The organism is Mucilaginibacter sp. Mucisp86, assembly GCF_047324315.1.
Taxonomy (GTDB): Bacteria; Bacteroidota; Bacteroidia; order Sphingobacteriales; family Sphingobacteriaceae; genus Mucilaginibacter.
Genome location: NZ_CP168503.1, coordinates 6,627,799 through 6,654,119 on the forward strand (window position 1 = coordinate 6,627,799; position 26,321 = coordinate 6,654,119).

The window sequence follows — 26,321 nt, forward strand, 5'->3', positions numbered from 1 at the left end:
CCAGTTCCTGGCAATGATCGGTCCTCCGCCCGTTCCGGGCGGAGGACCAATTACAATAGATCAAAGGCAGCCGGTGTAAAGCGTGCTGGAACAAGGACCATTACAGGCTTGCGCGCAATTGCTGCTGACCACTTGCCATCCTGTACTAGTACAAACGTTGTAGCAATAACAGCAATCACTTCCGCCGCTTCCAGCCATTACTTTTTTCATTTCTGACCTGCTTAAAACATTTTTGATGTTTTTGAGACTTAATTTCTCTGATTTCATAAAGTATAAATTAGATAAATGATTAACAAATAGTTATCACGGAACAACCGGCATTATGAATAAGGAAATGCATCCTACTTTGCAAAGTGCTTTTTTCAAAATCGAATTCAAAAAAACTAAGGTCCTGAAATTGACATAACTAATAAATTCAATCTACCTAACCATATAATGAAAGACCTGATGTCCAAGATTACCATTTTCATCTATTCCCTCAATAGCAATTCTATATCTTCCTTCGCCGTCAGCGTTAAAATATCTAAAGCTTGCTTGGCCATCTCTATTCGTTTGCAATTCAGGTTCCCGGAAAATAGTACTACGCAGGTCCGGACGGCTGCCGCTCTGACCTGACGTCAAATAGAACGCATGCATAACAGCAGACCGGCGGTGGACCGCCCGTATCAATGCCTCCAATGCCACATGCTACATATGTAACACAGCCACCACCTCTACTACCAGCCATAATTTTTTCATCTCTGATCTACTCAGAAAATTGGCGATGTTTTTCAAACTTAGTTGCTGATTTTTCATAAAATTTCAATTAAGGTTTAAGCTAACTTAGCTATCACGTAGCAACTGGCAGGCAATAGGTGCATACAGCCTCTCTTTGCAAAGTATTTTTACGGGCGAGCAATAGTACCTATGAATCAATACCTGCGTGATAACTCATGATGTATACCATCAAAATCATCAACTGGTAAACACTCACCAGATCATTTCTTTATTCCAAAAATTTGTAATTTCAGTTCTTTAACCAGAACTAATGATAATTTTAGATATTTTCAATTCAGTGTAAGGTATTTGGTTTAAATAATTGGTTGTTATAAAAGTAAAGATTATTTTTTTATCATAAAAACTATCAATCAAAAAACAATAATAAATATCCATATCTTCTCTCAATTTTTAAACCAACAAGATAACAATCACTATCAAGTAACCTAAAACCGTTTTACTTGATCCGTTTATAGTTGCGCACGCTCTCCAGTTATGATCGTGTCCATGCTTGTATTGCCTTTTAACAGCCTTTTCCGGAAAATAGGCCCTGGTATAAAATTCCCCTCATAAAAAACAAAACGACAATTATAGGGAATCAATGTCGGCAGTGGGTTGATGACCTGCACATGGCCGAACAAGATATAGTACTCGATCATTGATTAGATACCCATCCGTGTGTAATAACTATTATCCAGGTAGCCCTCCCATGACGGGCGGATATCCAAAGCTGTTTATTCATTCATTAACATGAGCCCCGTGAGAGGACAGCATATCTACTTTCCTCGATCTCAGCTTTTTGCAAATTATCAAACAAATACACATACTAATATTTTTAGTACACATTATAAATATAAACAGAATAGCCGCGGGATACGAGATCATTGGAACGGGAGAGAAAACCCTAATCAGAGCGGCAGATATGCAGGTGAAGGTGAGCGTCGATCCCAGAAAACTCGGGGTCGGCTTGTGCATTGAGATATCAATACAGGGAGAGAGGCGAGTTATAGCGGAAATCAAACTGGTTATCGAATCCCTAACTCTCCGCCAGAAAAAGTTCGGTAGCACCAAAAACTACCGAACTTTTTTTATAAATTTCATATGTGATTTCATTCCTGTTCGTTTGATCTGCTTAAAAGAAGGAAAGAATACAATAATAAACCTGCCTTTTTTAAGCAAAGTTGCAGAACAGCATAAGCTTTGGTCCCAACGGAAATCCTATTGATATAAACTTATGATATCTTCCTGATTAAGGTCGCTGACCCACTTTTCAATGTAAGCGATCATGTCATCCTTATCAGGATTTGAATTATTTTCTCCGCGTGAGGCAAAAACAATTAATCCAAGGGCAATGCAATACCTGATGTCAAGCTGCAGTATCAGACCTATAGCAAAGCCGGCAACGAAATTGTCCCTGGCGTCATCCGTAACCTCAAGGTTTTTGTCTACTACCTTTCGTGTTAGCACAAATTGTTGCTCTTCGGAATATACTATCGCGTCATTTGCAGACCAGATTAGCAACCGGTCCACGGCCATTGTCCTGAATATGGAAAAGTATTTCCTTTTTAAATCTCCTGGTGTGAAAGTCCTTAATCCCGAACCTGGACTCTCCCCATTTAGAACCATCCACAATTTAACAGCTTCACTTTCGTCCAGGCAAAAGGTAACACGGCCATGTTTTGAAAACGCACTTATAATGTCGAGGATCTCATCCACCTGGAAAAACAGCTTTTTAGCAGGATCTCCGAGATAAAAAATAAAATCTAAATTCTTTTCCGTTAAAGGCCGGATAACATCTGAAAGTAAACCGCGCCATAAGTCAGAAGAATTGGCAATATTTGCCCAATCATCAAAAGCAATCGTACGACATCCCCGGAACAGTTCTGAAAGATCAGCAACCAGTTTTTCGCTTTTAATTTCAGACCATTTATCGCTTTTATTACCTGCCTCTTCAACATCAGAGAGGCACCTGGAAAGTACATCTTCGACATATGGCGAGCTCAAAGTTAAGCTACGGATGCCCAAATGGGTAAAAAAATCAGGCAATTTACGCTCTTTAATTCCAAATCCCTTTTTAAGGATTCCCGACTCAGGTGTGCTGTTATCATATGTACGGCTCAGGTAAATATTTTGAGGGGCATTAAAACTCCTGATGGTTTCAACCAGGTCCGTTAATATGAGAAGCACATTTTTGATTTCGATATCAAATACTTGCATGGCTTAATTTTTTAATTTTTCAATTCAACTTAGATTACATTACAAGGTGATATTATTCAGGCGTAAAAGGCAAAATAGCTTCATTTACTGCTCTGCCTTGGGGAGTACTACAATAAATTATGGTTGCGCCAGGTATCAATTTTATCTTCGCTAAACATTAACGGCAAATCTTTCATACGAAGCGCATCATCCAAAAACTCACCGCCTTCGCTAAGCGGAGCTCCGTCAATGGTTAAGTCGGGCTTATCTGATTGATCTTTCAGATCTTCATCAGCTGGATATAAAAAAGTGGGATTCATAATCTTACGTGTTAGTTTGTTTTTCTTTTAACACCAGCCGGTCTGGTTAACCAGACCGGCTGGATGATTGTTGTTAAAAAAATAGGTAAAAGCACAATCTGCTGCCTGCTGACTTGCCGTGTTGCTGACCGGTTTGCGTAAGGATAAATACGCCGGCGTAGGGATATCCTGGTGCACGAACTGGTGGAAAGTGCATTCCCGTTACAACAGCCTCGGCAAACTGCCACCCGTCATCTTCGTTTCAACAGGGTACAGATACTACTATCAGGCCTTTTGTAATTGGCTGCTCCACCATTGCTCAAAGTTAATGGTACCCAGTTCTGCCTGGCCAGCCGGCACCAGTGCTTTATGGCTGATTTCTCCACCGTAGTAAGAGGGCTTGCCGTCTGATAACACCTTGCGCTGATCATTTGCATGCCGCAGATAACGGGCCACTACTTCATATAAAGCAAAGCGTTCCGGCCCGGCTATTTCAGTTGTGCCATTAACAGGGGCCATCAGGGCGTACCTGGCCACAAAAGTAGCTACGTCTTCTGCGGCAATAGGCTGGAACCGAACATCTGAGAGGTGCACTTCATTGCCTACGGTAGCCTGATCAGCAATACCTTTCAGAAACTCAAAAAATTGGGTGCTCCTTACAATGGTATATGGCACTCCCGATTTTTTGATCAGATCTTCCTGAACTTTTTTAGCCCGCATATAACCGATGTTCTGCATAAGGTCGGTTCCAACAATGGAAAGTGCTACGTGATGTTTTACTCCTGCGTTAATTTCTGCTGCCAATAAATTGCGGCCGGCTGTCTGAAAGAATTCAAGGACTGCCTGGTCTTCAAAAGACGGAGAGTTTGCCAGGTCGATAACAATATCCGTATTGCTCATGGCTTCTGCAAGTCCTGCTCCGGTAATGGTGTTGATCCCAGTATCGGGCGAAGCGGCGATGACCTGATGTCCATGCTGACGAAGTTTTGCAACTACTTTAGATCCGATGAGGCCAGTGCCTCCAATAACTACGATTTTCATAATGTTGATTTTTTTAATGATTTGTTTCTAAAAAGGCAAAGCCGATGCCAAACATTGCAAATCACTAACAATCAACAAGATACATAATTACAGCAATAAAACTTTTCACTATATAAAGTGAAAGCACTATGTATCTCACTATATAAGAGGAACAATGAGAAAATACGTGGAGATATTATCAGACAAAATAATCCCTTTTTGCAATGCCTAATTTTTTTATTTTGGAGTGCAGGGTATTGCCGGGGATTTTCAAAATATCAGCAGCGCCACCCACACCTGAAATTTTACCGTCGCACCGTTTCAACGCTTCAATAATATAACTGCGTTCAACTTCTTCCAGCGACCGGTTAAAAAGATATGCCTGGTCCTGTTGTCCCTGGTTCGTTTTTTCGGGTATATATACATCTTGCAAGATATCACCGATTGTCAATATGATGCTGCGTTCCAGTAAGTGTTCTAACTCCCGTACATTACCAGGCCATGCGTAGGCGCGTAATTGCTGTATTACTTTTGTCGCAACCTTCCTGATTTTGCGGCCGGTGTTCCTGCTGTATTTCTGTACAAAGAAATGGGTAAGCGGCTCAATATCTTCCGGCCGCTCACGTAACGGAGGCAGGTTGATGGGAAATACATTCAGGCGAAAAAACAGGTCTGCACGAAAGCGGCCCGCATTTACTTCTTCTTCCAGGTTGCGATTGGTGGCTACAATCAGCCTTACATCAATCTTTATAGTCTGTTTACCGCCAATTCGCTCCAGTTCTCGCTCTTGTATCACACGTAACAACTTAGCCTGCGCTTCAAGTGGCAGTTCGCCCACTTCATCAAGAAAGAGCGTACTGTTGTTAGCCAGCTCAAATTTACCTATACGCCGGTCGATAGCCCCCGTAAATGCACCTTTTTCATGACCAAACAATTCGCTTTCGATAAGATTTGCCGGCAATGCAGCGCAATTAACTTTTACCATTAATTTATCTCTGCGGGGCGAAGCATTATGAATACCTCTCGCAATTAGTTCCTTTCCCGTGCCCGTTTCGCCGGAGATCAGCACGGTAGTATTGGAATCGGCTACCAATGACATCAGGCGATATACTTTTTGCATCTGCTCGCCCTTCCCTATTATTTCCGAGAAATTATAAATGGTTTTTATCTGTTCTTTCAGATAATCGTTTTCAACCTCCAGCTGTTTTTTATAGTCAAGCAATTTCTCGTTAGCTCTAATATTATCAACCGCTATAGATATTTGAGCACATATCCCTTTTAGCAGTAACGGGCTCAACCGGTTTGCGAGCAGCCAAATGGTGCCGATGTTTTTTTCCCCTACCCGTAGCGGCAGGGCATACATATTTTTCAGCCCTGTTGTTTTCCATAGCTTTGCGTAAGAATTACCGGTTTTTAATTCCTCTTCCACATTAAACACCAATCCATCCCTACTGGCAAGCACCTGTGCCGTATAGGTTTCATCAATGGTAATCCGGTCGCTCTGCTTTTTATCATAAGTTGTTTTGGCCTTATTAAACAATGTTTCGTCATACATAAATGAGGATAAGTGGACACCATCGTCATCTATCACGCGTAGCATTGCGAGCTTGGTATGCATTGTTTTATCCAATACCCTGAAAATCGCATTCTGCAAATCGAGCTTAGTTCTTGACCGTGAAATATCGTTACTGAAATCCAACAAAAAAGCTTGCTCTTCCTGTTTTTTATTGATTTTCTCGTGGGCGAAAATATTGGCCAGGGCTATGGATATTTGCGCACAGATACCCTGCAGCAGTTGAACGTTGATCTCTCCTATGTCTAAAAACAAAATTCCGTGGTTTGTTTCTGCATTGCGCAGCCGGATACCCACAATATCTTTAAATCCCATCTTCTTCCAATATTGCAGATAGGTGGAGGTGATACCCCGTTGTATTTCCCTGTCAACATTAAACAATAAAGGGATGGAGCTATTCAACACGCGGTTTTGAAGTCCGTCATTGATGGGGTACCGGGCATTCTCCAGCGCAATTACAACTTTTGGATCTTGTGCCTTGCTAAGATCATACACGTAGGGGCTCATGGTTGTTTTGTCTTCATTGATGCGGCGAATAACAAAACCGCCCGGTGGGTTTAACTTGCTTAAACCGGCGCGAACTGCACGGATAAGTTCATCTTTTGTTCTTACCGTTACAATATCACTGCTAAACTCCAGGAGAAATGATTTTTCATTTTCGTTATTAAGCAGATCCTCATTTTTGATAATGTTGGATACAGCACTCGACAATTGTGGCGCAATGCCTTTTATTATATTTCGAAATTCACTGCTAAAGCTGCCCTGTTTATCCGAATAAATATGAATAAACCCCATTGGCTTTCCCTCTTTCATCAGCCGGGTCATCAGGATTTCCTTTACACCTTTTTCGTAATTAACACGAAGAAAAGCCGGGCTTTGCGGCTTGTCCATTATATCTTTTAGCAAAAAAGATATAGGTTCTTCTGACTGCAATACCAACTGAATAAAGGGTTCATTTAACGAAAAATGTGATTTCACCATTTCGTCGTATCTTAGATGCGACCGGATTGGGGAGCCCTCATTGTCCAACAGGAAAGGAACATAGGTTTCGTCCTTATAATCAATCAGGGTAACAATTGTATGCGTGAAATAAAATAAGCTTTTAATCCTTTTTTTAAAAAGCGTGATAAGGTCGTTCTTATCCCGAACCCGGGTTATGTCATTTCCCAGGTCTAACAATATCTGCCTTTCCTGTTCAAGTGTAGCCAGCAAGGGAGATGACAGATCAGATCCGGAAATACCCTTTTTTTTCATGCTGGCAATTTATGGAAAATACGGGGGGATTGAAAGCCGGGTTTATGTCAGGCGGTCTTGTTGTTCTCATTTTCCTTTTTTAACGCCTACTCGATCTACTGCTAAAATGCCAAAGATGTTTTCGCATCCGTGAAATTTGCGGGCACCACGATTGTGAACTAACGGCCCACCAAACTTCAGGCATGGCATTACCGTTACATAGTCTTTGGCCAAACCGACTATCCCGCGCGCCAGGATACAAAAATTAAAATACCGTTGTAATGTTTTACTTCGTACTAACGTATGGTAATTAAATTGTAGTTTTTTTATTAAACTTTAAAAAACGTTTTGGAATTTTAAAAAAAACCCGATAATTGTTGTTATAAATATCAGTCAATTCAAAATATTGATCTAAGATTAGTACACAAGGACCTAAGCCTTTAATTAATATTAAAAAAATGATATTTTAATATTACCGTTGGGTTAATTATTAATTTCCTAAACCTTTCTTTTTGATGAGCATTAATATAACTATCCGATCCGTATATATCTTTGTTTTGCTAAGCCTAATTGCTTCGTTAAAAAGCTACAGTCAAACAGTGCCTGTTGGGAGTTATACTGAAGAATTATTGCGCCGCGAGCAGGTAGCAGGAAATAGTGATAATAAATCATCGTTTGTTATCCGGCCTTTAACTTCTATTGTGGCTGATTCTGCCCTTGAACCGCTAATTGCAAGCCGCGAATACGTTAAATTTAATTTCATGGGGATGCCTTCGGGCTTGCGTGTTCTTCCGGTTAACTGGTTAAACGAGTACAATGTAAAGCGCCCTTATGGTTACAATAATTCTTCATTATACCCTAACGCCGGTTATCAAAGTATGCTTAGCGGTGGTTTTTTATTAAAAGCTGGAATCCTTAACATACAAATAAAACCAGAGTTGGTTTATGCGCAAAACAAAAGCTTTTCGACTTTTGCCGATGTTCAGGCCCAAAATAACTCGCAGGCTTTAATGAGTGCCTACTTTACCCAAATCAACGGAATAGACGCACCCGAACGATTTGGCACATCATCATTGAAACATGTTTATCCGGGGCAATCAAAAATCACTTTGGCATATAAAAGCATAGAAGCAGGTGTATCTACCGAAAACCTATGGTGGGGGCCCGGAATAAGAAATTCTATCATGATGAGCAATTCGGCGCCGGGCTTCTTTCACTGGACATTCAATTCAACCAAGCCTGTTAATACAATAATTGGTTCGTTTGAATGGCAAATTATAGGCGGTAACCTGAAACAATCTGGTTTTGCTCCAGACGATGTAAGCAAACTTATATACGGAAGTAATCTATATATCCCGAAACCTAAAGTTTCGAGATATATTTCGGCTTATAGTATTAATTGGCAACCTAAATGGTTAAAAGGGTTGTATCTTGGCCTTTCTGCTTATGATTATCTTGACAAAGACTCTGTTTATCATAACAAAAATATTATCCGCAAAATAATCCCGGTTATTACCGGCTCTTCAAACAAGGCCAATAACATTAATAATGGGCAAAACGGAGATCAGCAAGACTTTGCGTACTCACTTAACATCCGGCAGCTTTTGCCCTTATACAAGGCTGAAATTTATTTTGAATGGGCTCGAAATGACCGCACCGGAAGCCTTTCTGATCTGTTAGAAGAACCTGAGCATTCAGCGGCATATACTCTTGGCGGGCGCAAATTATTTGAACTTAGCCGGGGAGGGTTTATACAGATCAAATCCGAAATAACGCAGTTACAACGATCGCCAACTTATTTACTTCGTGATGAACCTATATGGTATGTCCATTCGGAAAGCCCGAGAGACGGATATACTAATGATGGCAGGTACGTGGGTGCAGGTATTGGCCCCGGAAGCAATAGCTTTATTTTTGATATTAGCTACCTTAAAAACTACAATTCATACGGCCTTACATTGGAAAGGCTATTGCATAACAATGATTTGTATTACCAGGCTTTTACTGAAGCCCGGATAGGTAATTTACATTGGGTGGATATTGCAGGTACATTTTATGCTAATCATAAATTTGAAAACTATTTGATCTCGGCCGAGGTTACACCTGTTTACACACTGAATTATGAATACAGAAATGGCTCGAGTTTTAATTTGCATGCCAGGGTTAACTTTACTTATTTTTTTAATTAACGAACAATTTCAGACAGCTTTTTTCAGTTTATCGGTCATTACAACAGTTATACTACAAATTAAAAAAAAATACTTTATCCCCGACAACGGGAAATTGGTTTACTTTTGCAGAAAATAATATCATTTATTAGAGTGTTATTTTTATGCTCTGATAACTTTTACATATGAACAGACTTCGCTTTTTTATATTTTTAATTGCCGTGCTAAGCTTTGGAGCAGTTACTAATATCACCGCCCAAACCAACTTACAAAACATTTCTTCAATTAATGTTGACGATCTTTCGGATCAGCAGGTGATACAACTGCTGCAACAAGCTGAAAAGGCAAACTTAACCGATACGGATGTACTGCAACAGGCTCAAAGCCGCGGCATGTCGGCTGCACAAGTTCAAAAATTAGAGCTTCGCATAAAAAAGCTAAGGACCAAAAACAACGGATCATCCAATACTCAACCTGATTCAACACAAACACAACAGGGAAGGCAGTTAAACTATAAACGAGATACAACGGACACCGTTTACACCAACAAAGACCTTTTTGAAAGCCTAAAACCTAAAATTTTTGGTGCAGACATTTTTAAAAACAAAAACAGCTCATTTGAACCCAACCTTAAACTTGCAACCCCGCTGAATTATATTGTTGGTCCTAATGACCAGCTGAATATTAGTGTATATGGCAGCTCGTTAGTAAACTGGAAACTGGATGTATCACCCGAAGGAAATATAAACATTCCGGGCGTTGGTATTTTAAACGTAGGCAGTAAAACTATTGAACAAGCTACAGTATTAATAAAAAGCAAGCTTGCCGCAAACAATTACGCTATTGGCCGTGGCACAAGCGTGCAGGTTACGCTCGGCAACATCCGCAGTATCCAGGTAATTATTATAGGCCAGGTGGCTAAACCGGGCACCTATACCCTACCATCGCTTGCTACCGTCTTTAATGCTTTATATACAGCAGGTGGCCCTTCCGATAACGGAAGTTTAAGGCAGATTGAGATTATCAGAAACAATCGCATTATCAGGCACCTGGATGTTTATGACTTCTTACTAAAAGGCGATCAAAAAAATAACATCACCCTTCAGGATCAGGACATTGTGCGCGTACCAACGTACCGCACCAGGGTACAACTTGTTGGCGAGATTAAAATACCGGCACTATTTGAAGTTTTACCAGGGGAAAGCCTGGATAATATTATAACCTATGCCGGCGGCTTTACCGACAGCGCATATACCGCAAGGATCAAAGTATCGCAGGTAAGTGATCAACAGCGCAAAATAACCGATGTGCTGGAAGCCGACTATAAAAACTACATTCCCTTAAGAGGGGATAAATATACCATTGAACCTATCATTTATAGGTTTGAAAACCGGGTTGTAATAAAAGGAGCCGTTTTTAGACCTGGCGATTATGAACTTCAAAACGGGTTAACATTACTGCAATTAATTGACAAAGCAGCAGGACTAAAAGAAGATGCCTTTACGGAGCGCGGTACCATTACCCGCTTAAAACCTGACAACAGCACCGAAATAATAGGATTTAACGTTAAAGATGTTATTAATAAGACCCAGAACATACCGTTGCAGCGTGAAGATATCGTTAACATCTCATCTATATTTGATTTAAGGGATAAGTACACTGTTACCATTAATGGAAATGTCAGAAAACCGGGAAAGTTTGCATTTTCAGAAAACATGAAAGTGGAAGACCTGATTTTAAAAGCTGGTGGCTTTGCCGAAGGTGCCAGTACAAATCGTATTGAAGTGGCAAGAAGAGTGACAGACGCCGATCCATCGTCTAAAAACAGTTCGGTATCACAGGTTTTTAGTGTTAATATTGATGGGAACCTGAAACCTGCCGATGCAAACTTTGTGCTTACGCCTTTTGACATTGTTTCTGTTTATAGCCTCCCCGGATATGAAAAACAAAAAACTGTAAAAGTGGAGGGTGAAGTGTTGTATCCCGGATCCTATACAATTAAAAATAAGAACGAAAAAATATCGGACCTGATTACAAGAGCGGGCGGACTTACCGCATCTGCAGATGCCGCGGGTGGCTCGCTGAAACGTGACAATTTTGCGATACTTGGTATTGATAAAAATAAAACAGATACAGTATCAATTAATGCAGAACGTTCTGCACGGATCAACAGGCTGAAAAGGTCTTACAAAGACTCTACAAACACAACTACCGATACTACGCAGCTTAGAAATAACTATGTGGGCATTGAATTGGACAAGATCTTGAAATCGCCGGGTTCAAAAACGGATCTGCTTTTGGAGAACGGTGACGTTATCAGGGTGCCTAAGCAACAACAGGTTGTACGCGTTAACGGACAAGTGCTTTACCCTAGCGCTGTTGTGTATGACAAATCGAAATCATTTAATGATTTTGTTTCAAATGCCGGTGGTTATGGCCCTGATGCCTTAAGACGCGGAGCCTATGTGGTTTATCCAAACGGAACTGTAAAAGGCACACGCAAGTTCCTGTTCTTCAACAACCACCCTTCGGTTAAACCTGGTAGCGAAATATATGTTCCTAAAAAATCAGAAAGCAAGGGCAATACCGCCCAAACTATCTTAGGGTTTACAACGGGGTTAGCTTCCTTGGGGGCTATCATTTTAGGTATATTAAGTTTGAATAAATAAGTATAGCTTCAAACGTATCCATGACTCAGACAACCAAACATAGCCCCGATGAAATATCGGTAACCGATGTTTTAAATAAAATCCGTTCAAGGGTTTCTTATCTTAAAAGCAAGTTGGTCCTTCTATTAATCGTTAGTATTACAGGAGGAGCACTGGGATTAACATATGCAATAATTAAAAAACCACTTTATACAGCGTCATCTACTTTTGTATTGGATGATGGAAACAAATCTGGCGCGCTAAGTCAATATGCAGGTCTGGCATCCATCGCCGGAATAGATATTGGCGGCGGGAGTGGCGGCGGAATATTTCAGAATGATAATATTCTTGAATTGTACAAATCACGGTTAATGATTAAAAAAACGTTATTAAGCGAAGCTGTATTTAACGGAAAAAAACAATTGATAATCGATAGATATATTGAGTTCAACAACTTCAGGGAGGATTGGAAAGATGAAGGCGATGGTAGTAATATTTCGTTCAACGGCAATCCTGATAATTTTAGCCGCAAACAAGATAGCATTATTACCAAATTTGTTGAATTACTTAACAAACAGTCACTTACAGTTAGTAAGCCAGATAAAAAACTGAGCATTATAAGGGTTGATGTTACTAATAAAGATGAGTTATTTGCAAAAGAATTTAATTTAAAGCTTGTTGCAAACGTCAATGAATTTTACAAGGTAACTAAAACAAAAAAAAGCAATCAAAATATACAGATACTTCAATTTCAGGCAGATAGTGTCAAAAAAGTTTTGAATAATTCAATTAATGGAGTGGCATCAGCAATAGATGCTGCCCCTAATGCTAATCCGGGTTTACAAATATTAAGGGTTCCGTCGCAACGCAGGCAAATTGACGTTCAGGCAAGCACTGCTATTTATGGTGAAATTGTAAAAAATCTTGAGCTTTCAAAAATGTCGTTAAGGCAGGAAACACCTTTAATCCAGCTGATTGATAGTCCTGTACTACCGCTTGAAAAGACCAAACTCAATAAAGTGGCTGGATTTCTTGCCGGCTTTGCATTAGCATTCGTATCTATTGCGATAATACTTTTGTTATCCAGGCAAAAACAATCCGGAGTAGTTCTAAAATCCAACGGGTATGAAAATTAGCGTTATACTGCCCCATGTTATCCGGAAGCCGGGTGGTGGTACAAAAATCATGTATGAATTTGCTAATCAGTTACATACCCTTGGCCACGATGTAATTGTATATAATTGTATACAAACATCCCCTTTTAAATTATCGCCTTTCCGTTTGTTACTAAAACGATTATACCTTTTACTGTTTAAACACCCCGGATGGTATAAATTTAATAAAGGTATAAAGTCGATAATAATTAAAGAGATAAACAATGGTGATATAAATGATGCGGAGGTTATTTTTTTTACTGGCTGGTCGTTAACGTATGACCTTCAAAAACTTGATAATTCAAAAGGACAAAAATTTAACTTAATACAGGATTTAGAGTTTTGGACAGGTGATAAAAAAATGATTATTGACTCCTATCTGTTTAAAAACATTATTAAGTTAACCTATTCAAACCACATAAAAGATTATATCGGGCAGTTAGGCGAAGAGGTATATAAAGTTTCAATAAATGTTGACAGAGATTTCTTTAAAATAAATATGCCTATTGAAAGCAGGGAAAAAGGCAGTATTTGTATGATGTATTCCACAGAAGAAAGAAAGGGATCTAAATTTGGCCTGGAAGCACTGCTCAAGCTCAAAGAACAAAACAACAATCTGACAGTTCATTTATTTGGCACCTCAATAGGGCCATCAAACCTGCCAGAGGGATTTCATTATTATCAAACCCCTCAAAATTTGCCATACATAATGAACAGTTGTTCCATATTTTTAACGCCCAGTTTATGGGAAGGATATGGAATACCAGGTATAGAAGCAATGCACTGCGGCTGTGCCGTGGTTTGTTCAGACGCGGAAGGCCATATGATGTATGCTAAAGATAATGAAACGGCCATTGTTTTTAAAGCCGGTAATACCGAGTATATTATACAAGCCCTGTTAAAGCTGCTCAATAACGACTCTGAACGAATAAGAATAGCAAAAAACGGGAACCGTTTTATCCTAAACCAAAAGTCATGGGAGGATTGTGCGAGTGAATTGGTTGAAATTTTTGAACAAAACGTATAATTGGTTCAGAAGCATTTAACGGAATTATTTACCGTCCCTCTCCTATCACAAATTAATATGTATTAATTAAAAATCACATTGAAATTTAAGTCACAAATAAGCGAATATTTTAAAAGGTCAAGCATCGCTATTACCATAGGGCTGGGAGCATTAAAATTTATAAAGGCATTTCCCGCGCTTTTAATCATTATCTTATCAGCAAAATACTTTGGGATATCTCCTGAAAGGGATGCATGGCTTGTTGGTGTTTCTATCATTACGGTATCTATTCAGCTTTTATTCGGTCCGTTAAATGAAACATTTATCACCAAGTATATACATATAAGGGAAGAACAATCTTTAGAGGACGTTAACAAAGCAACAGATGCGCTTATTTCAACAATCATTATTATATCAATTTTTGTAAGCGCAGGGATATTCTTATTCTCGCACAATTTGGCCGACATATTTGCGCCGGGGTTCTCTGACAAACAGAAAAACACATTGGTTTTTATGCTCCGCATTTTGATACCGTCGCTGCTTATGCTGGAGATAACCAATATCTGGAGCTCGATTTTAAATGCATATAAATCATATTTTATCCCGGATCTGCTTTCTTCCATTTCACTGATCATCAACACCGTATTAATAGTAGTTTTATCTCCCATAATAGGTATTTACTCGCTTGTGGTATCAGCATATTTAGGCTATGCATTGCTTACAATTGTTCTGTATCGTGAATTGAGGTTTAAATTTAATTACAGGTTTAAATTTGTTATTCCTAAATACGATTTAATAAAACCGTTTTTTTTGTTTGCTCTGCCCTTATTTATCAATTATCTGTTTTCACAAACAGATTCCACTATCGAAAAAAGCCTGACTACAGAAATAGGCTCAGGAAGTGTGTCAGTACTTGACTACGCCCGAAAATTTTCAGAACTACCTTCAGGCCTGCTGATGGGAGTTGTTACAACAGTTTTAACCCCACTACTTTCACTTTTTTATGTTAAAAACACAGAAAAGGAACTGATAAATGAAACCCAGAAATACTTCAGGTTTATGATTTTGATAGTGCTGCCTATTGCTGTAACACTAATAGTTTTACCACATGAAATTGTAAAGATTGTTTTGGTACGCGGTAAATTTGGCGCGCAACTGATTGAACCAACAAGTATGCTGCTTAAGTGGTATGGAATAGGGTTATTTACCGTGATATTTTACCTGGTATATACACAACTTATTATAGCGCAAAAGAAAATTTACTTTTTTTCAAAAGTAGTTATCATTTCATTTATTGTAAAAATAGCATTCAACTTAGCTCTATATAAAAAACTTGGGCTCAATACGTTTCCAATGTCTTCTATGATTTCCAATTTTATAATGGGGCTAATTTTATTATATGTGAGTACAGGAAATTTTCGGAAAAAAGCAATTGCAGATGCTGCTTTTATGATTTTTTTCGGCGCGTTGTTAACAGCCATATGTTATGGTATGCATCTTCTGATAAGTAATTTTTTCAAATCAGATTACATTGTAGCATCGTTGGTTTTGATCGCCATTTTTGCTGTTGAACTAATGTTAGTTTTGATTTTCAGACTTGAGGAAGCCGCGGTTGTTAAACGTTTTTTTAAAAGATTCAGGCCAATACCCGGATAATTTTAAGTAATCAGAAAGCGTAAAATGTTAGTGGTCAAAATAAATTCGATATAATAAAGATTTGATGAAAATATTATTCATTAGTAATAGTAACCAGCCGGATTATCTTTGTGACTCCGTTTACCACGGATTAAAAAGCAGCTTTGGAAAAGAAGTGGAAGCCGCCAATGACATGTGGTATATGTATGATACGCTTTTGGAAAATGAAAGGAGCTATCTTTATGGAAGAGGATTTACTTTATATGGCCTTTTAAATAGCGATTTAAAAGTGGTTGTTTCTTTTACTGACATTCAAAAAAAAATAGCAGCAAATTATTACACCTATATCATATACGGTTCAATACAACAATGCAGCCTGTTTCTTGAAACTGTATCACAACATTATACTGCTGATAAGATTATATTTATTGATGGCGAAGACCGTATTGCCGTTCACCAAAAACTACTAAAAAAAGGTTTTTATTTTAAAAGGGAGCTGGCAAACAAACAGGCATCAGTATATCCTATAAGTTTCGCTATCCCCGCAGAAAAAATAGTTAATGCTATTCCCAAAAAAGAACGCGATTGGGCCATTAATTATCCGGGAAAATTGTACACATACGTACATCAAACAGAAGCGTCTTACTACAGTGATTATCAGGCTTCAAAATTTGCAGCAACATTTAAAAAAGAAGGATGGGACTGTTTGAGGCACTATGAGATTTTAGCTAATGGCTGCCTGCCATATTTTAAAGATATTGAGGAATGCCCGGCCGAAACGATGGTTAATTTCCCTAAACATATTGTATCGGATATAAAAAGAAAAATAGAGGGTAATACTCCAATACCAGAAACAGAATACCAGGAACTGGTTAATGTTTTGCTTGACTATACACGTACCCATTTAACAACCCAAGCACTAATCAAATATATATTCGGGATTGTTAAAAAGGACAGTATGCTGTTTAAAGACAACAGCGATAACGAATTACCTGTATTTAAACAAGACGAAGCCCTTTTTAAAGCATCACATATTGATGACGCCTTAAAAAGGATTAATAAACCAGATAAAACGCTTGTTCATTTCGGGATATCGTCGGTACAGCAACTCAGATATTTGCGAACAGGCGGGCTTACAGTATACGCTCATAGTATTTTTAAATCGGCATTGAACCTACAATGGCCTGCCGATATTAAATTCAATATCAACAGTGATTTTAACTTAAACGGTATTAAAGCCGATGTTTTAGTTCTGGATATGACGCTGTCTTATCAGGAAGATGTTATTACCTATATGCAAAACATATTAAAACTCATTCATCGCGATACCAAAGTTATTTTGATCATACCCAATTATAAGAGCCTAAGCACTGTAATAGGTTTCTTAAAAAATGACCTGAAATTTGGCCGGCTCACATTAGCTAAAGGTTCGCAGGTAAATTTTTACTCCAGGAAGTCTCTTATTAAGTTTATGAGTTCCTTTAATTTGATTTATAAAAACAGTGTACCTTATGATTTTGATGAAAGCCATATAGTAAAACGTACATTAAATAAATTAAGCAAGTTAAAGTACTTTACCTGCAAGAAAATATTGATGGAAGTGGGGTTAGAAGATGAATAAGGTATACATCGTTATAGTGAATTACACAAAGTATAAGGATACTATTGAATGCCTGGAGAGCGTATTAAAACTAACATATAGTAATTTTCAGATTTTATTAATAGATAATTCACCAGATTATCTATCATATGCCCAGCTTAAAGACTGGTCAGGCAATCAGCAATATGAAGTTGCTACCGAATTCAATACTATTGTATACCCATTAGTAGAAAAGCCTGTATCAACTATTTTTTTTGACAGTGAGAATGAATTTAGGGCTCATTTGGCAACTCTTGATGCTAAGATAGTTGTTATAAAAGCCCAAAACAGAGGTTTTGCCGCAGCCAATAATATCGCCTTAGCTTATATTAACGAAAAAGCAGAGAAATCGTCTTTCATCTGGATATTGAATAATGATGTTGTAGTTGAAAAAAACTGTTTGAAAAACCTTGTATCCTTTTTCGATAGTCATGACCTAAACCACATTGTTGGAAGCAAATTGCGGTTTTATTATAAGCCTCAACTATTACAAGCAGTTGCCGGCCGATATAATAAATGGCTGGGAAGTACCTACCATATTGGCGAAGGTGAAGTTGATGCCGGGCAATATGACGATTTTAAATTAGGTGAAAATAATTATATTGTTGGTGCCTCGATGTTTATACCCAAGCTGTTTTTAACCAAAGTTGGACTCATGACCGAAGACTTCTTTTTATATTATGAAGAGTTGGATTGGGTGCTGAGGGGCAAAAAACAAGGATTCGGCTGCGCTCTGCAATCTAATGCAATTGTTTATCATAAAGAAGGTACTTCAATAATAGGATCAGGCGATGCCCCAAAAAGGGATACCAGTATGGCTGAATTTTATTCAATAGTAAACAGAGTTAAGATCAGCAAAAAGTGGTTCAAAAAATGCCTCCCAACAGTGCTTTTAGGCGTTTTATTTGCGTTGACAAAAAGATTGACAACAGGAAAGGCGAAGCTTGCCAAAGAGGCTGGATCGACAGTATTAAATGTTCTTTTCTCGTAGTGTTGGTAAAATATGCTCATGTGTAAATTATAACCGGAAATGTTGACATCTGTAGCAATTTGCTTATCCTTATCGTTATTTACGCTTGGCACATATCTGGTGTGGCCGAGCAGGTATAATGTACCAGCACATTTGGGGGTAGGATTTATCCTGATTGCCTATGTAGTACCAACCTTTATTTTAGACATCCAGGACGATAGCCCCGCGGAGGTTGTTGATTTATATGTTAATATCCTGGTGGTAGGAACTATTTTTTATCTGATAGGATTATTTGCAGGCTTTTTAGCAAAGTTACCAACTGCCCGTTTCTCATTTAATGTGCTCTCGCTCGAGGAATACGAATCGAGAATTATTAAAATCACGAGGAACTTCCTGATATGCGGAATCGGGGGATTGATTTTAGGTTATTTAATGATGGGATTTGTGCCGATGTTTGCAGCAGATCCGGTATCTGCTAAATTTTTCAGAGGCCCCTACCAGGTTCCTTTCTATACATCCATCGTTTATCTATCTTCCTTTTTTATTCTTAGTAATATTACACCTATATCCTTCATGATATGGTACAAACATCGCAATAAATCAATATTCCTTTTTTTAACAATTATTGCAGTAATATTAATGATGCTTTCATTGTCGAGGGGCCCGGCCTTCACAGGCGTATTAACTGCCATAATTATAATCATGTCATTTAAGAGCCGTTCATCCTTTGCTATATTATTGTTATTGATTGTCTTTATTTATCTGTTCAGTTCCATTTTTTATTACTTGATTGGTATTAAAGATATCAATGATATAGCCGGCGGATTTGATAAAACTGATCATTTAATTTGGCGGGTAATGGCTGCCGGTACAAATGATATTTACGACCAGCTTAACTTTTTAACATATTTTGAAAATAAACCCGAATGGACTTATGGCAGAACGGTTTTTGGTGGTTTGGTTCCCAGTCATTACGAGTGGAATCCCTCTGTTTATACACTTAAAGTTGTAAATCCTGGAAAAGATTTGTCCGAATTAATATCTGGTGGCTTAAGGTTACCCGGGCCTGTGTGGGGCTACGTTTCGTTTCAATGGACAGGAGTAATCACGTTTTCTTTTTTATCTGGTTTTATTAAAGGGGCATTTTTAAAGTATTTAAAAACCTGGATGGAGAAACATAAGTCTATTTTAACGTCTACTGTACTGATAGTAATAAGTATGGCTATTTTTGAACCGTTGTCTTCATTTTACACCTTATCTATTTACCTGCTTCCTACCCTATTTTTGCTGATGTTTTACGCTTATAGGTTTAGGTTAAAATGATTTTAAAACGGCAGTAACCAACTATTATATTATGGTAATAATCAACGCCAGGTTCTTAACACAAAAGATTACAGGAGTGCAACGATTTGCTATTGAAATTTGCAGGGCACTTAAAAAACTCAATCCCGATGTTATTTTCGTATGCCCTCATAATATTTTAAATAAAGAGCTCGCAGCCGAATTAGACGCTGTGGTTATAGGAAAAAGAACAGGCAATATATGGGAACAAGTTGATTTGCGCAACTATCTTATTGCTAACAATAAACCGGTATTGATAAATTTATGCAACACCGGTTTATTGTTTTATCGCAATCAGATAGTTACCATACATGATATGTCGTACAAAGTAAATCCATCATGGTTCTCTAAGAAATTTTATTATTGGTACAATTTTTTGATTCCTCATATTGCAAACAACAGCCTCAAGATTTTAACCGTAAGTAATTCGTCTAAAGATGACATTATTAAATTTTTAAGATTGCCCGCTCATAAGATTAAGGTTATTTATAACGCTACGTCAATGAATATTCCTGAAAACCAGGATCCCTTTCCTGTTCAGGACAAATATTTGTTAACTATCTCATCATTGGACCCGCGAAAGAACCTCACTAATCTAATAACAGCTTTCAACGATTTAGATTCAAATGTTAAACTCGTAATTGTCGGCTTAAAAAGCGATAACTTCGCAGCCGCTTTTGATTCTAAACTAATCAATGAAAAAGTAATTATAAAGGGTTATGTTTCGGATAGAGACTTAGCGAATCTGATAAAACATGCCGAAGCTTTTATATATATAAGCCTATATGAAGGTTTCGGATTGCCGCCTCTGGAGGCAATGCAGCTTGAATGCCCTGTTATCCTATCAAACATACCGGTGCATAAAGAGATTTACAACGACTCGGCATTGTATGCGGATCCCAATAATGTGAAGGACATAAGAAATAAGATTACTAATTTACTGGGAGACGACAATCTTAAAAAACAACTTATATTAAAAGGGAATAACAATATAAAAAGATTTAGCTGGGATAATTCAGCAAAAGAACTACTAAGCATAATTAATGAACTGGTTTAAAGACAGCAAAGCAGACCTTGAAGCATCTCATCAATTTGGAAATGCAAATAAATGGGGGCTATTTTTTTTTAATCGTGGGTTCCATGCCCTTTTATTTTATCGGCTTGCGCATAGTGCAAGTAAAATGCATATCCCACTATTGCCTTTTGTATTAACCCGAATTATTCAGATATTATATGCTATTGATATTGATTACAAGGCTAAGATAGCAGGAGGTATTGTGATAGTTCACGGTGTTGGGCTTGTAATTGGTTCAGGAGCTCAAATTGAAAGTAATGTCATCCTTTTTCATGGTGTAACACTTGGTAGAAGAGGAATTGGCGCTGTCATAAGCGCAACGGATGGTTTTCCCATAGTTCAAAAAAACTGCACAATTTGCGCCGGTGCAAAGTTAATTGGGAAGATAGTAATAGGCCAGGCATCTATAATTGGCGCAAATTGTGTGGTAAGTGAAAGCATTGCACCGAATAGCATCTGTAAAATACGCAAAGACAACAATATAATATATCCTAAAAATTAACGGATTTTTTAATTTTTTATTTATAAATTCTTGAAAGTTGCATTAGTACACGAATGGCTTACCGTAATTGGAGGCTCTGAAAATGTTTTCAAAGAAATTGCAGCATTGTATCCCGATGCCGATATTTATACATTGGTGGCCCGCGATGAAACCATCGCGAAGCTTGGCCTTTCCAGCCATAAAGTTACAACTTCCTTTATTCAGAAATTGCCATTCGCCAAAACCAAATACAGAGCGTACCTACCTCTGTTTCCCTTAGCAATAGAACAATTTGATCTCTCGGGCTACGATTTGATTATATCATCTTCACATGCCGTTGCCAAAGGGGCTTTAACCAACTCCAACCAAATCCATGTTTGCTATTGCCATTCACCGATACGTTATGCCTGGGACTTGCACCACCAGTATTTGAAGGAATCGGGATTAGATAAAGGTTTGAAAGGGCTCATAGCAAAATATCTGCTGCACCGCATTAGAATATGGGATATAATAAGCACCAACCGTGTTGATCATTTTATTGCAAATTCAAATTATATAGCAAAGCGAATTAAAAAGGTTTATGGGCGCGAAAGTAAGGTCATATATCCAAATGTAGCAACCGAAGACTTTTTACCTGTTTATGAGAAAAAAAACTACTATGTTACTTGCTCGAGATTTGTTCCTTACAAAAAAATTGATCTGATTGTGCAGGCTTTTGCCCAAATGCCCGATAAAAAATTATATGTAATTGGCGAGGGGCCAGATTTAAAAAAGGTAAGCAAATTAGCCGCATCTAATACCGTCTTGCTCGGCTATCAACCCTTTGATGTACTCAAAAAATATCTCACCGAAGCTAAGGCCTTTGTATTTGCCGCCGAAGAAGATTTTGGTATTTTACCTGTTGAAGCCCAGGCTTGTGGCACCCCGGTGATTGCTTTTGGTAAAGGCGGCGCGTTGGAGAGCGTTGTCGAAAACAAAACAGGAATATTCTTTTATGAGCAGTCTGTAGAAGCTATTAAAGAAGCCGTCGAAACTTTCGAGGTTAACATATCATTATTTAATTATAAAGAAATCACCCGACACGCATCTTCTTTTTCAACAAATAGATTTAAAAATGAGCTAATTAGCTACATTAATCAAAAAATACAAAATAAAATATAAAATAATTAGTTTACAACTGTAGCGTTTCAGATGTAGTCCCCGTAATTAAGTTTAACAAACATTGATTTTATTTTAAAAAACAATTCGTTTTAGTAAAATTATTATATTTGCACAACTTAACCCTGATCGCAAATGCGCTACTCAAAATTACTTCAACCATTCACATTTTTATGTGACTTAATACTATTAAATATCGCACTTCAATGTGCTCATTTACTTATATTTACGTTTTATTCGTACGAAATACAGTCAACCGACTTTTTATTATTAGTTAATCTAACCTGGATCACTATTGCTTCGGTGACTAAAAACTACACTATAAAAAGGCCGCTCATATTAAGTGACAATTTAAGCAAATTCATGTCCTCTATAGTGTACCATCTTGTAATGGTTCTGGGCATAGTGTATTTCTTTAAACTTTATGAGGTAAGCAGGATGGTGATGTTTTGCACCTATCTTTTGTTTTTCATCTTCATAGTAGTACAACGATCTTTGATCTTTTTCACACTCGATTATATTCGAAAAAAAGGATATAACATTAAGCACGTTATAATTATTGGGAATGCAGACATCGTTAATAGGGTAAAAAAATCATTTTCACGGCATCCGGAATATGGATACAATTTCATCACCACTATACCTGAAGAAATGATTGAAAGCATGCCTCACGACGTATTATTCGATAAAATACTCGATGCCGGGCCTGATGAAGCATTTATATGCTACAAATTTATGGATCAGCTTTTATTGAATAAGCTGGTAAACCTGGGCGACCAGCATTCCATAAAAATCAAATTGGTATCGGATCTTGTGCTCGATAACAGCTATGCCAGCATTGTCAATTATGAAAACTTGCCGGTAATACAAATTACTTCATCTATTGAAATCAGCCTTAAAATTATTTTATTTAAACGTTGCTTTGATATTTTGTTCTCGCTTCTTGTAATGATCCCGGGACTTCCCGTGTTCATTGTATTAGCCATAATAACCAAGCTAACTTCAAAAGGCCCGGTTTTTTATCGCCAGGAAAGAATTGGCAGGAATCACAAACCTTTCAGCATGTATAAGTTCAGAAGCATGTACGTGAACTCTGAACAGGCTGTTCCCTTACTATCAAAAGATAAAGACCCAAGGATTACTAAATGGGGCTTGTTTTTACGTAAATCCCGCTTAGATGAATTGCCACAGTTTTGGAATGTTTTAAAAGGAGACATGTCTATTGTTGGGCCAAGGCCGGAGCGGCAGTATTTTATCGAGCAACTTATAGAAGAATCGCCTAATTATAAAAAGCTATTTAAGCTTAAGCCCGGTCTTACATCCATAGGTCAGGTAAACTACGGCTATGCAGAAAACGTTCAGGAGATGCGGGACAGAATTCGTTATGATCTTATTTATTTAAAGAACATTAACTTTAATAACGATTTAAGCATAATTTTCCAAACCATAAAGGTAATGGTGCAGCTTAAGGGCAAATAAAATACAATCTCAAACAGCTATTACGTAAATTCGGGAAAACGAATCCCGAAAACATACGAGGGTTAAAAATAAAGCAGGACGTTCCATGACATCCTGCTTTATTTTTTTAGATATGGATCAGACCTCACAAGATAAAAACCACATGTTCTATTAGGATTTATCGGAATAATGAAGTCTGCCTAAGCCATATCCCATATCGCCGCAAAACACCGTCTTGTATTACATCAGATGACATCCGCCTCTTACCTCATCACATACACAACGAAAATCCGCTGTTCAACTATTTATAAAAATCATATATTCGATTATAATCAGTGTAATTGAATTTATGACTTTTGATATAGAAATTCTGATCAGGTTTTTGCTGGCCTTGTTGTGGGGCGGACTTGTAGGCGCCGAAAGAGAATATCACGGCAAAGCGGCTGGTTTCCGTACCACCATTATGATATCTTTTGGCGCTTGTTTTTTCACATTGATGTCAACAGCTATTGGTGCGCCTAATAATGCAGACAGGATCGCTTCAAACGTTGTTACCGGTATTGGCTTCCTTGGTGCCGGTGTTATTTTCAGAGGCGAAAACCGGGTTAATGGCATAACCACGGCAGCTACTATATGGGCGGTTGCGGCAGTGGGGATGGGTATTGGCGCCGGTTACTATTTAGCGGCCGCGTGTGCCAGTATAATGATCTTGTTTATACTTGCCGTACTTCCTTTTTTTCAAAAGAAAATAGACTATTATAATCAATCCAAAACGTTTTACATTAAATGCCCGATCCCGGCAAATGGCATCATGTTATGCGAAAATATGATGAAAGCTCATAAATTGAAATTCAAGATGATTAAAAGAGTAAAAGACGGCGACTATATGTTTTTAACGTGGCAGCTTCAAGGACCTTCGGTAAAAATGGACGTATTTGTTAACTCAATTATTGATATTTCTTTTATCGAACATTTTGAGATTTCGTGATACAGTTTCTGTTTGAGGCACCCATCTGAAACCAAAGAGCAACCGCGTCTATTTTTCATGCTGCTTTAACCACTCCTGATATTTTTCCTCCAGCCATTCATCCTGATCGTGCCTGTACGCGGGAGTAGATACGGAAAAATGATCGCCCGGATAATACGCAAAGGCGATGGTGGCATTGATCTTTTTCATCTCATTTTCCAACAGATGCACAGGAAGATTTAAAGAGTAGGTATCCTCGTTACCCACCGATATCCGTATTTTATCCCGCAAGTCGTTCTTCAACCCATACCAGTTTTTTCTGAGATAAAGCGATATATCATACCGTTTCCAGTGTTCCAACACATCCAGTCGCATTTTACCTGTGGTATAGTCATATAAACGTTTTACCTGTCCATTTTTGTCGCGCGGTCCGTAAACCGCATCAAAAGAAATTCCCTGTTCGCCGCGATAAATCACTTCTTCATAATCGTATTTATAATTTTTCGTTGGCTCTCCTGCATACTTATTCACTTTTACGCATGATCGAAAATCGACTGGGTCGGGCGCACTGGCATTGATCCCGGCAAATAACTTAGGGTAATGTATTTGCAACCACAAGCATGCCCACCCGCCACTGCTATGGCCTTTAGCCAGGAAAGCGCCATTACAACGGTATTCTTTTTCGAGCAATGGAATAAATTCGCCTGTCAATGCGTCGGCCCAGGGTCCTGTATTCTCGCTGTTGGCATAAACACTATGGCCCAAACGGCAATTACCATCCAGAAACACCTTTATGCAGGCGATAGTATCAATAGGGAAAGCCGCAAGCGTGTCGCCATTTTCTTTGGAATAATGGTGGTAATCACTACCGTAACCGTTAATCATAAACACAACAGGAAATTTTCTTTCTTTTTCGCTGAAATATTGCTTAGGCAGAATGACAGCTCCGTCAACAGTCATCGATCTGTGACTGAATTTACTCAGCAACTTAGATGGAGCCTTAAGCTCCTTTACATAAGTGCTGTTCACAAAAACAAGTTGAGGTACCACCTGATCACATACCAAACGGATTATCTGAGTTCCATCATTGTCGAAATTAACCTGCACGCTTTTGCTATACAGATTACCCGGGCTTGTTCCAATATTTCGTCCGCCCAGGTCTCTGTCCCAAACAGCCTGTACATAATAAATACCACGCTCAAGCTTACTTAAAGGCACAGGGTGAGCAATAGCTATATCGTCAAAAATAACAGCTGCACCGGGTTTGATATCTTTTACAATCCGCCGGTAACAAGGTTCATATAGCTCATTCTTAGGCTCGGTTGCCTTTTTTGAAAGATACAATATAACACTACCGGTGAACGGTCCCTTGAATGCTGATGAGGAATAGCTCACTTTGAATTGTTGTGCAACTGCAAAACCAATTAGTTGATAAAACAAGAACAGTATGGTGATGATATACTTCATATTCAAATTAGTTTCTTCAAATGTAATTCTCAGAAAAGCGGGAAAATAGAACGAAATTTGCCTTATATAGCCCTGTG

At 38.3% G+C, this 26,321-nt stretch carries 18 protein-coding genes; 13 read left to right on the plus strand and 5 right to left on the minus strand.

The genetic code is table 11. The annotated features are described in order from the left end of the window. Positions 1–1,974 precede the first annotated feature (1,974 nt). The 4 genes from ACEN9X_RS27585 to ACEN9X_RS27600 form a co-directional block, all read right to left on the minus strand. Complete coding sequence (locus ACEN9X_RS27585) at positions 1,975–2,973, minus strand: hypothetical protein (RefSeq protein ID WP_413668192.1); 999 nt, start codon at positions 2,971–2,973, stop codon at positions 1,975–1,977. Between the two features lie 107 nt (positions 2,974–3,080). Further along, positions 3,081–3,272 carry a hypothetical protein gene (locus ACEN9X_RS27590; RefSeq protein ID WP_413668193.1) on the minus strand — a complete coding sequence of 64 codons (192 nt, stop codon included), beginning with the start codon at positions 3,270–3,272 and terminating at the stop codon, positions 3,081–3,083. 264 nt (positions 3,273–3,536) lie between these two features. Then, the gene (locus tag ACEN9X_RS27595) at positions 3,537–4,292 is read right to left on the minus strand and encodes an SDR family oxidoreductase (protein WP_413668194.1); all 756 of its coding nucleotides are present in this window, start codon (positions 4,290–4,292) and stop codon (positions 3,537–3,539) included. A 178-nt stretch (positions 4,293–4,470) separates the two neighbouring features. Next, positions 4,471–7,098: a sigma 54-interacting transcriptional regulator gene (locus ACEN9X_RS27600; RefSeq protein WP_413668195.1), complete on the minus strand. Its 2,628-nt coding sequence runs from the start codon at positions 7,096–7,098 to the stop codon at positions 4,471–4,473. Positions 7,099–7,592: 494 nt separating this feature from the next. Here ACEN9X_RS27600 and ACEN9X_RS27605 point away from each other — a divergent pair, with 494 nt between their 5' ends. From ACEN9X_RS27605 to ACEN9X_RS27665, 13 genes are all read left to right on the plus strand, one after another. Further along, positions 7,593–9,266, plus strand: a complete 1,674-nt coding sequence (locus tag ACEN9X_RS27605) for a capsule assembly Wzi family protein (RefSeq protein ID WP_413668196.1) — start codon at positions 7,593–7,595, stop codon at positions 9,264–9,266. Between the two features lie 164 nt (positions 9,267–9,430). After that, positions 9,431–11,914 carry an SLBB domain-containing protein gene (locus tag ACEN9X_RS27610; protein WP_413668197.1) on the plus strand — a complete coding sequence of 828 codons (2,484 nt, stop codon included), beginning with the start codon at positions 9,431–9,433 and terminating at the stop codon, positions 11,912–11,914. 20 nt (positions 11,915–11,934) lie between these two features. Continuing rightward, entirely contained in the window at positions 11,935–13,029 is a 1,095-nt protein-coding gene (locus ACEN9X_RS27615) for a lipopolysaccharide biosynthesis protein (RefSeq protein ID WP_413668198.1), read from the plus strand. Next, positions 13,019–14,074 (plus strand): glycosyltransferase family 4 protein, encoded by a 1,056-nt coding sequence (locus ACEN9X_RS27620; RefSeq protein ID WP_413668199.1) that lies wholly within the window; start codon positions 13,019–13,021, stop codon positions 14,072–14,074. Before ACEN9X_RS27615 ends, ACEN9X_RS27620 begins: the two co-directional genes overlap by 11 nt. Positions 14,075–14,152: 78 nt before the next feature. Further along, on the plus strand, positions 14,153–15,709 hold the full coding sequence (gene murJ, locus ACEN9X_RS27625) for a murein biosynthesis integral membrane protein MurJ (protein WP_413668200.1): 1,557 nt from the start codon (positions 14,153–14,155) through the stop codon (positions 15,707–15,709). A gap of 64 nt (positions 15,710–15,773) precedes the next feature. Continuing rightward, a complete protein-coding gene (locus tag ACEN9X_RS27630) occupies positions 15,774–17,309 on the plus strand; it encodes a hypothetical protein (RefSeq protein ID WP_413668201.1) in 1,536 nt (511 codons plus the stop codon). Continuing rightward, positions 17,302–18,318, plus strand: a complete 1,017-nt coding sequence (locus ACEN9X_RS27635) for a glycosyltransferase (protein ID WP_413668202.1) — start codon at positions 17,302–17,304, stop codon at positions 18,316–18,318. The genes ACEN9X_RS27630 and ACEN9X_RS27635 overlap by 8 nt, the downstream gene beginning before the upstream one ends. Positions 18,319–18,357: 39 nt before the next feature. Further along, complete coding sequence (locus ACEN9X_RS27640) at positions 18,358–19,620, plus strand: O-antigen polymerase (protein WP_413668203.1); 1,263 nt, start codon at positions 18,358–18,360, stop codon at positions 19,618–19,620. 31 nt (positions 19,621–19,651) lie between these two features. Next, the gene (locus ACEN9X_RS27645) at positions 19,652–20,695 is read left to right on the plus strand and encodes a glycosyltransferase family 4 protein (protein ID WP_413668204.1); all 1,044 of its coding nucleotides are present in this window, start codon (positions 19,652–19,654) and stop codon (positions 20,693–20,695) included. Further along, positions 20,682–21,215, plus strand: coding sequence for a serine O-acetyltransferase (locus ACEN9X_RS27650; RefSeq protein WP_413668205.1), 534 nt, complete (start codon positions 20,682–20,684; stop codon positions 21,213–21,215). The genes ACEN9X_RS27645 and ACEN9X_RS27650 overlap by 14 nt, the downstream gene beginning before the upstream one ends. A 30-nt stretch (positions 21,216–21,245) precedes the next feature. Next, positions 21,246–22,355, plus strand: a complete 1,110-nt coding sequence (locus tag ACEN9X_RS27655) for a glycosyltransferase family 4 protein (RefSeq protein ID WP_413668206.1) — start codon at positions 21,246–21,248, stop codon at positions 22,353–22,355. Between the two features lie 132 nt (positions 22,356–22,487). Next, the gene (locus tag ACEN9X_RS27660; protein WP_413668207.1) at positions 22,488–23,831 is read left to right on the plus strand and encodes a sugar transferase; all 1,344 of its coding nucleotides are present in this window, start codon (positions 22,488–22,490) and stop codon (positions 23,829–23,831) included. Between the two features lie 328 nt (positions 23,832–24,159). Beyond that, a complete protein-coding gene (locus ACEN9X_RS27665; protein WP_413668208.1) occupies positions 24,160–24,798 on the plus strand; it encodes an MgtC/SapB family protein in 639 nt (212 codons plus the stop codon). Between the two features lie 48 nt (positions 24,799–24,846). On the opposite strand, the gene ACEN9X_RS27670 is transcribed toward ACEN9X_RS27665, so the two are convergent. Next, positions 24,847–26,244, minus strand: a complete 1,398-nt coding sequence (locus ACEN9X_RS27670; protein WP_413668209.1) for an alpha/beta hydrolase-fold protein — start codon at positions 26,242–26,244, stop codon at positions 24,847–24,849. Positions 26,245–26,321: the final 77 nt, after the last annotated feature.

Bases quoted from the DNA above. Each gene is read 5' to 3' on its own strand.
- ACEN9X_RS27585 (WP_413668192.1), bottom strand. From the start codon at position 2,973: ATGCAAGTATTTGATATCGAAATCAAAAATGTGCTTCTCATATTAACG.
- ACEN9X_RS27590 (WP_413668193.1), bottom strand. From the start codon at position 3,272: ATGAATCCCACTTTTTTATATCCAGCTGATGAAGATCTGAAAGATCAA.
- ACEN9X_RS27595 (WP_413668194.1), bottom strand. From the start codon at position 4,292: ATGAAAATCGTAGTTATTGGAGGCACTGGCCTCATCGGATCTAAAGTA.
- ACEN9X_RS27600 (WP_413668195.1), bottom strand. From the start codon at position 7,098: ATGAAAAAAAAGGGTATTTCCGGATCTGATCTGTCATCTCCCTTGCTG.
- ACEN9X_RS27605 (WP_413668196.1), top strand. From the start codon at position 7,593: ATGAGCATTAATATAACTATCCGATCCGTATATATCTTTGTTTTGCTA.
- ACEN9X_RS27610 (WP_413668197.1), top strand. From the start codon at position 9,431: ATGAACAGACTTCGCTTTTTTATATTTTTAATTGCCGTGCTAAGCTTT.
- ACEN9X_RS27615 (WP_413668198.1), top strand. From the start codon at position 11,935: ATGACTCAGACAACCAAACATAGCCCCGATGAAATATCGGTAACCGAT.
- ACEN9X_RS27620 (WP_413668199.1), top strand. From the start codon at position 13,019: ATGAAAATTAGCGTTATACTGCCCCATGTTATCCGGAAGCCGGGTGGT.
- ACEN9X_RS27630 (WP_413668201.1), top strand. From the start codon at position 15,774: ATGAAAATATTATTCATTAGTAATAGTAACCAGCCGGATTATCTTTGT.
- ACEN9X_RS27635 (WP_413668202.1), top strand. From the start codon at position 17,302: ATGAATAAGGTATACATCGTTATAGTGAATTACACAAAGTATAAGGAT.
- ACEN9X_RS27640 (WP_413668203.1), top strand. From the start codon at position 18,358: ATGTTGACATCTGTAGCAATTTGCTTATCCTTATCGTTATTTACGCTT.
- ACEN9X_RS27645 (WP_413668204.1), top strand. From the start codon at position 19,652: ATGGTAATAATCAACGCCAGGTTCTTAACACAAAAGATTACAGGAGTG.
- ACEN9X_RS27650 (WP_413668205.1), top strand. From the start codon at position 20,682: ATGAACTGGTTTAAAGACAGCAAAGCAGACCTTGAAGCATCTCATCAA.
- ACEN9X_RS27660 (WP_413668207.1), top strand. From the start codon at position 22,488: ATGCGCTACTCAAAATTACTTCAACCATTCACATTTTTATGTGACTTA.
- ACEN9X_RS27665 (WP_413668208.1), top strand. From the start codon at position 24,160: ATGACTTTTGATATAGAAATTCTGATCAGGTTTTTGCTGGCCTTGTTG.
- ACEN9X_RS27670 (WP_413668209.1), bottom strand. From the start codon at position 26,244: ATGAAGTATATCATCACCATACTGTTCTTGTTTTATCAACTAATTGGT.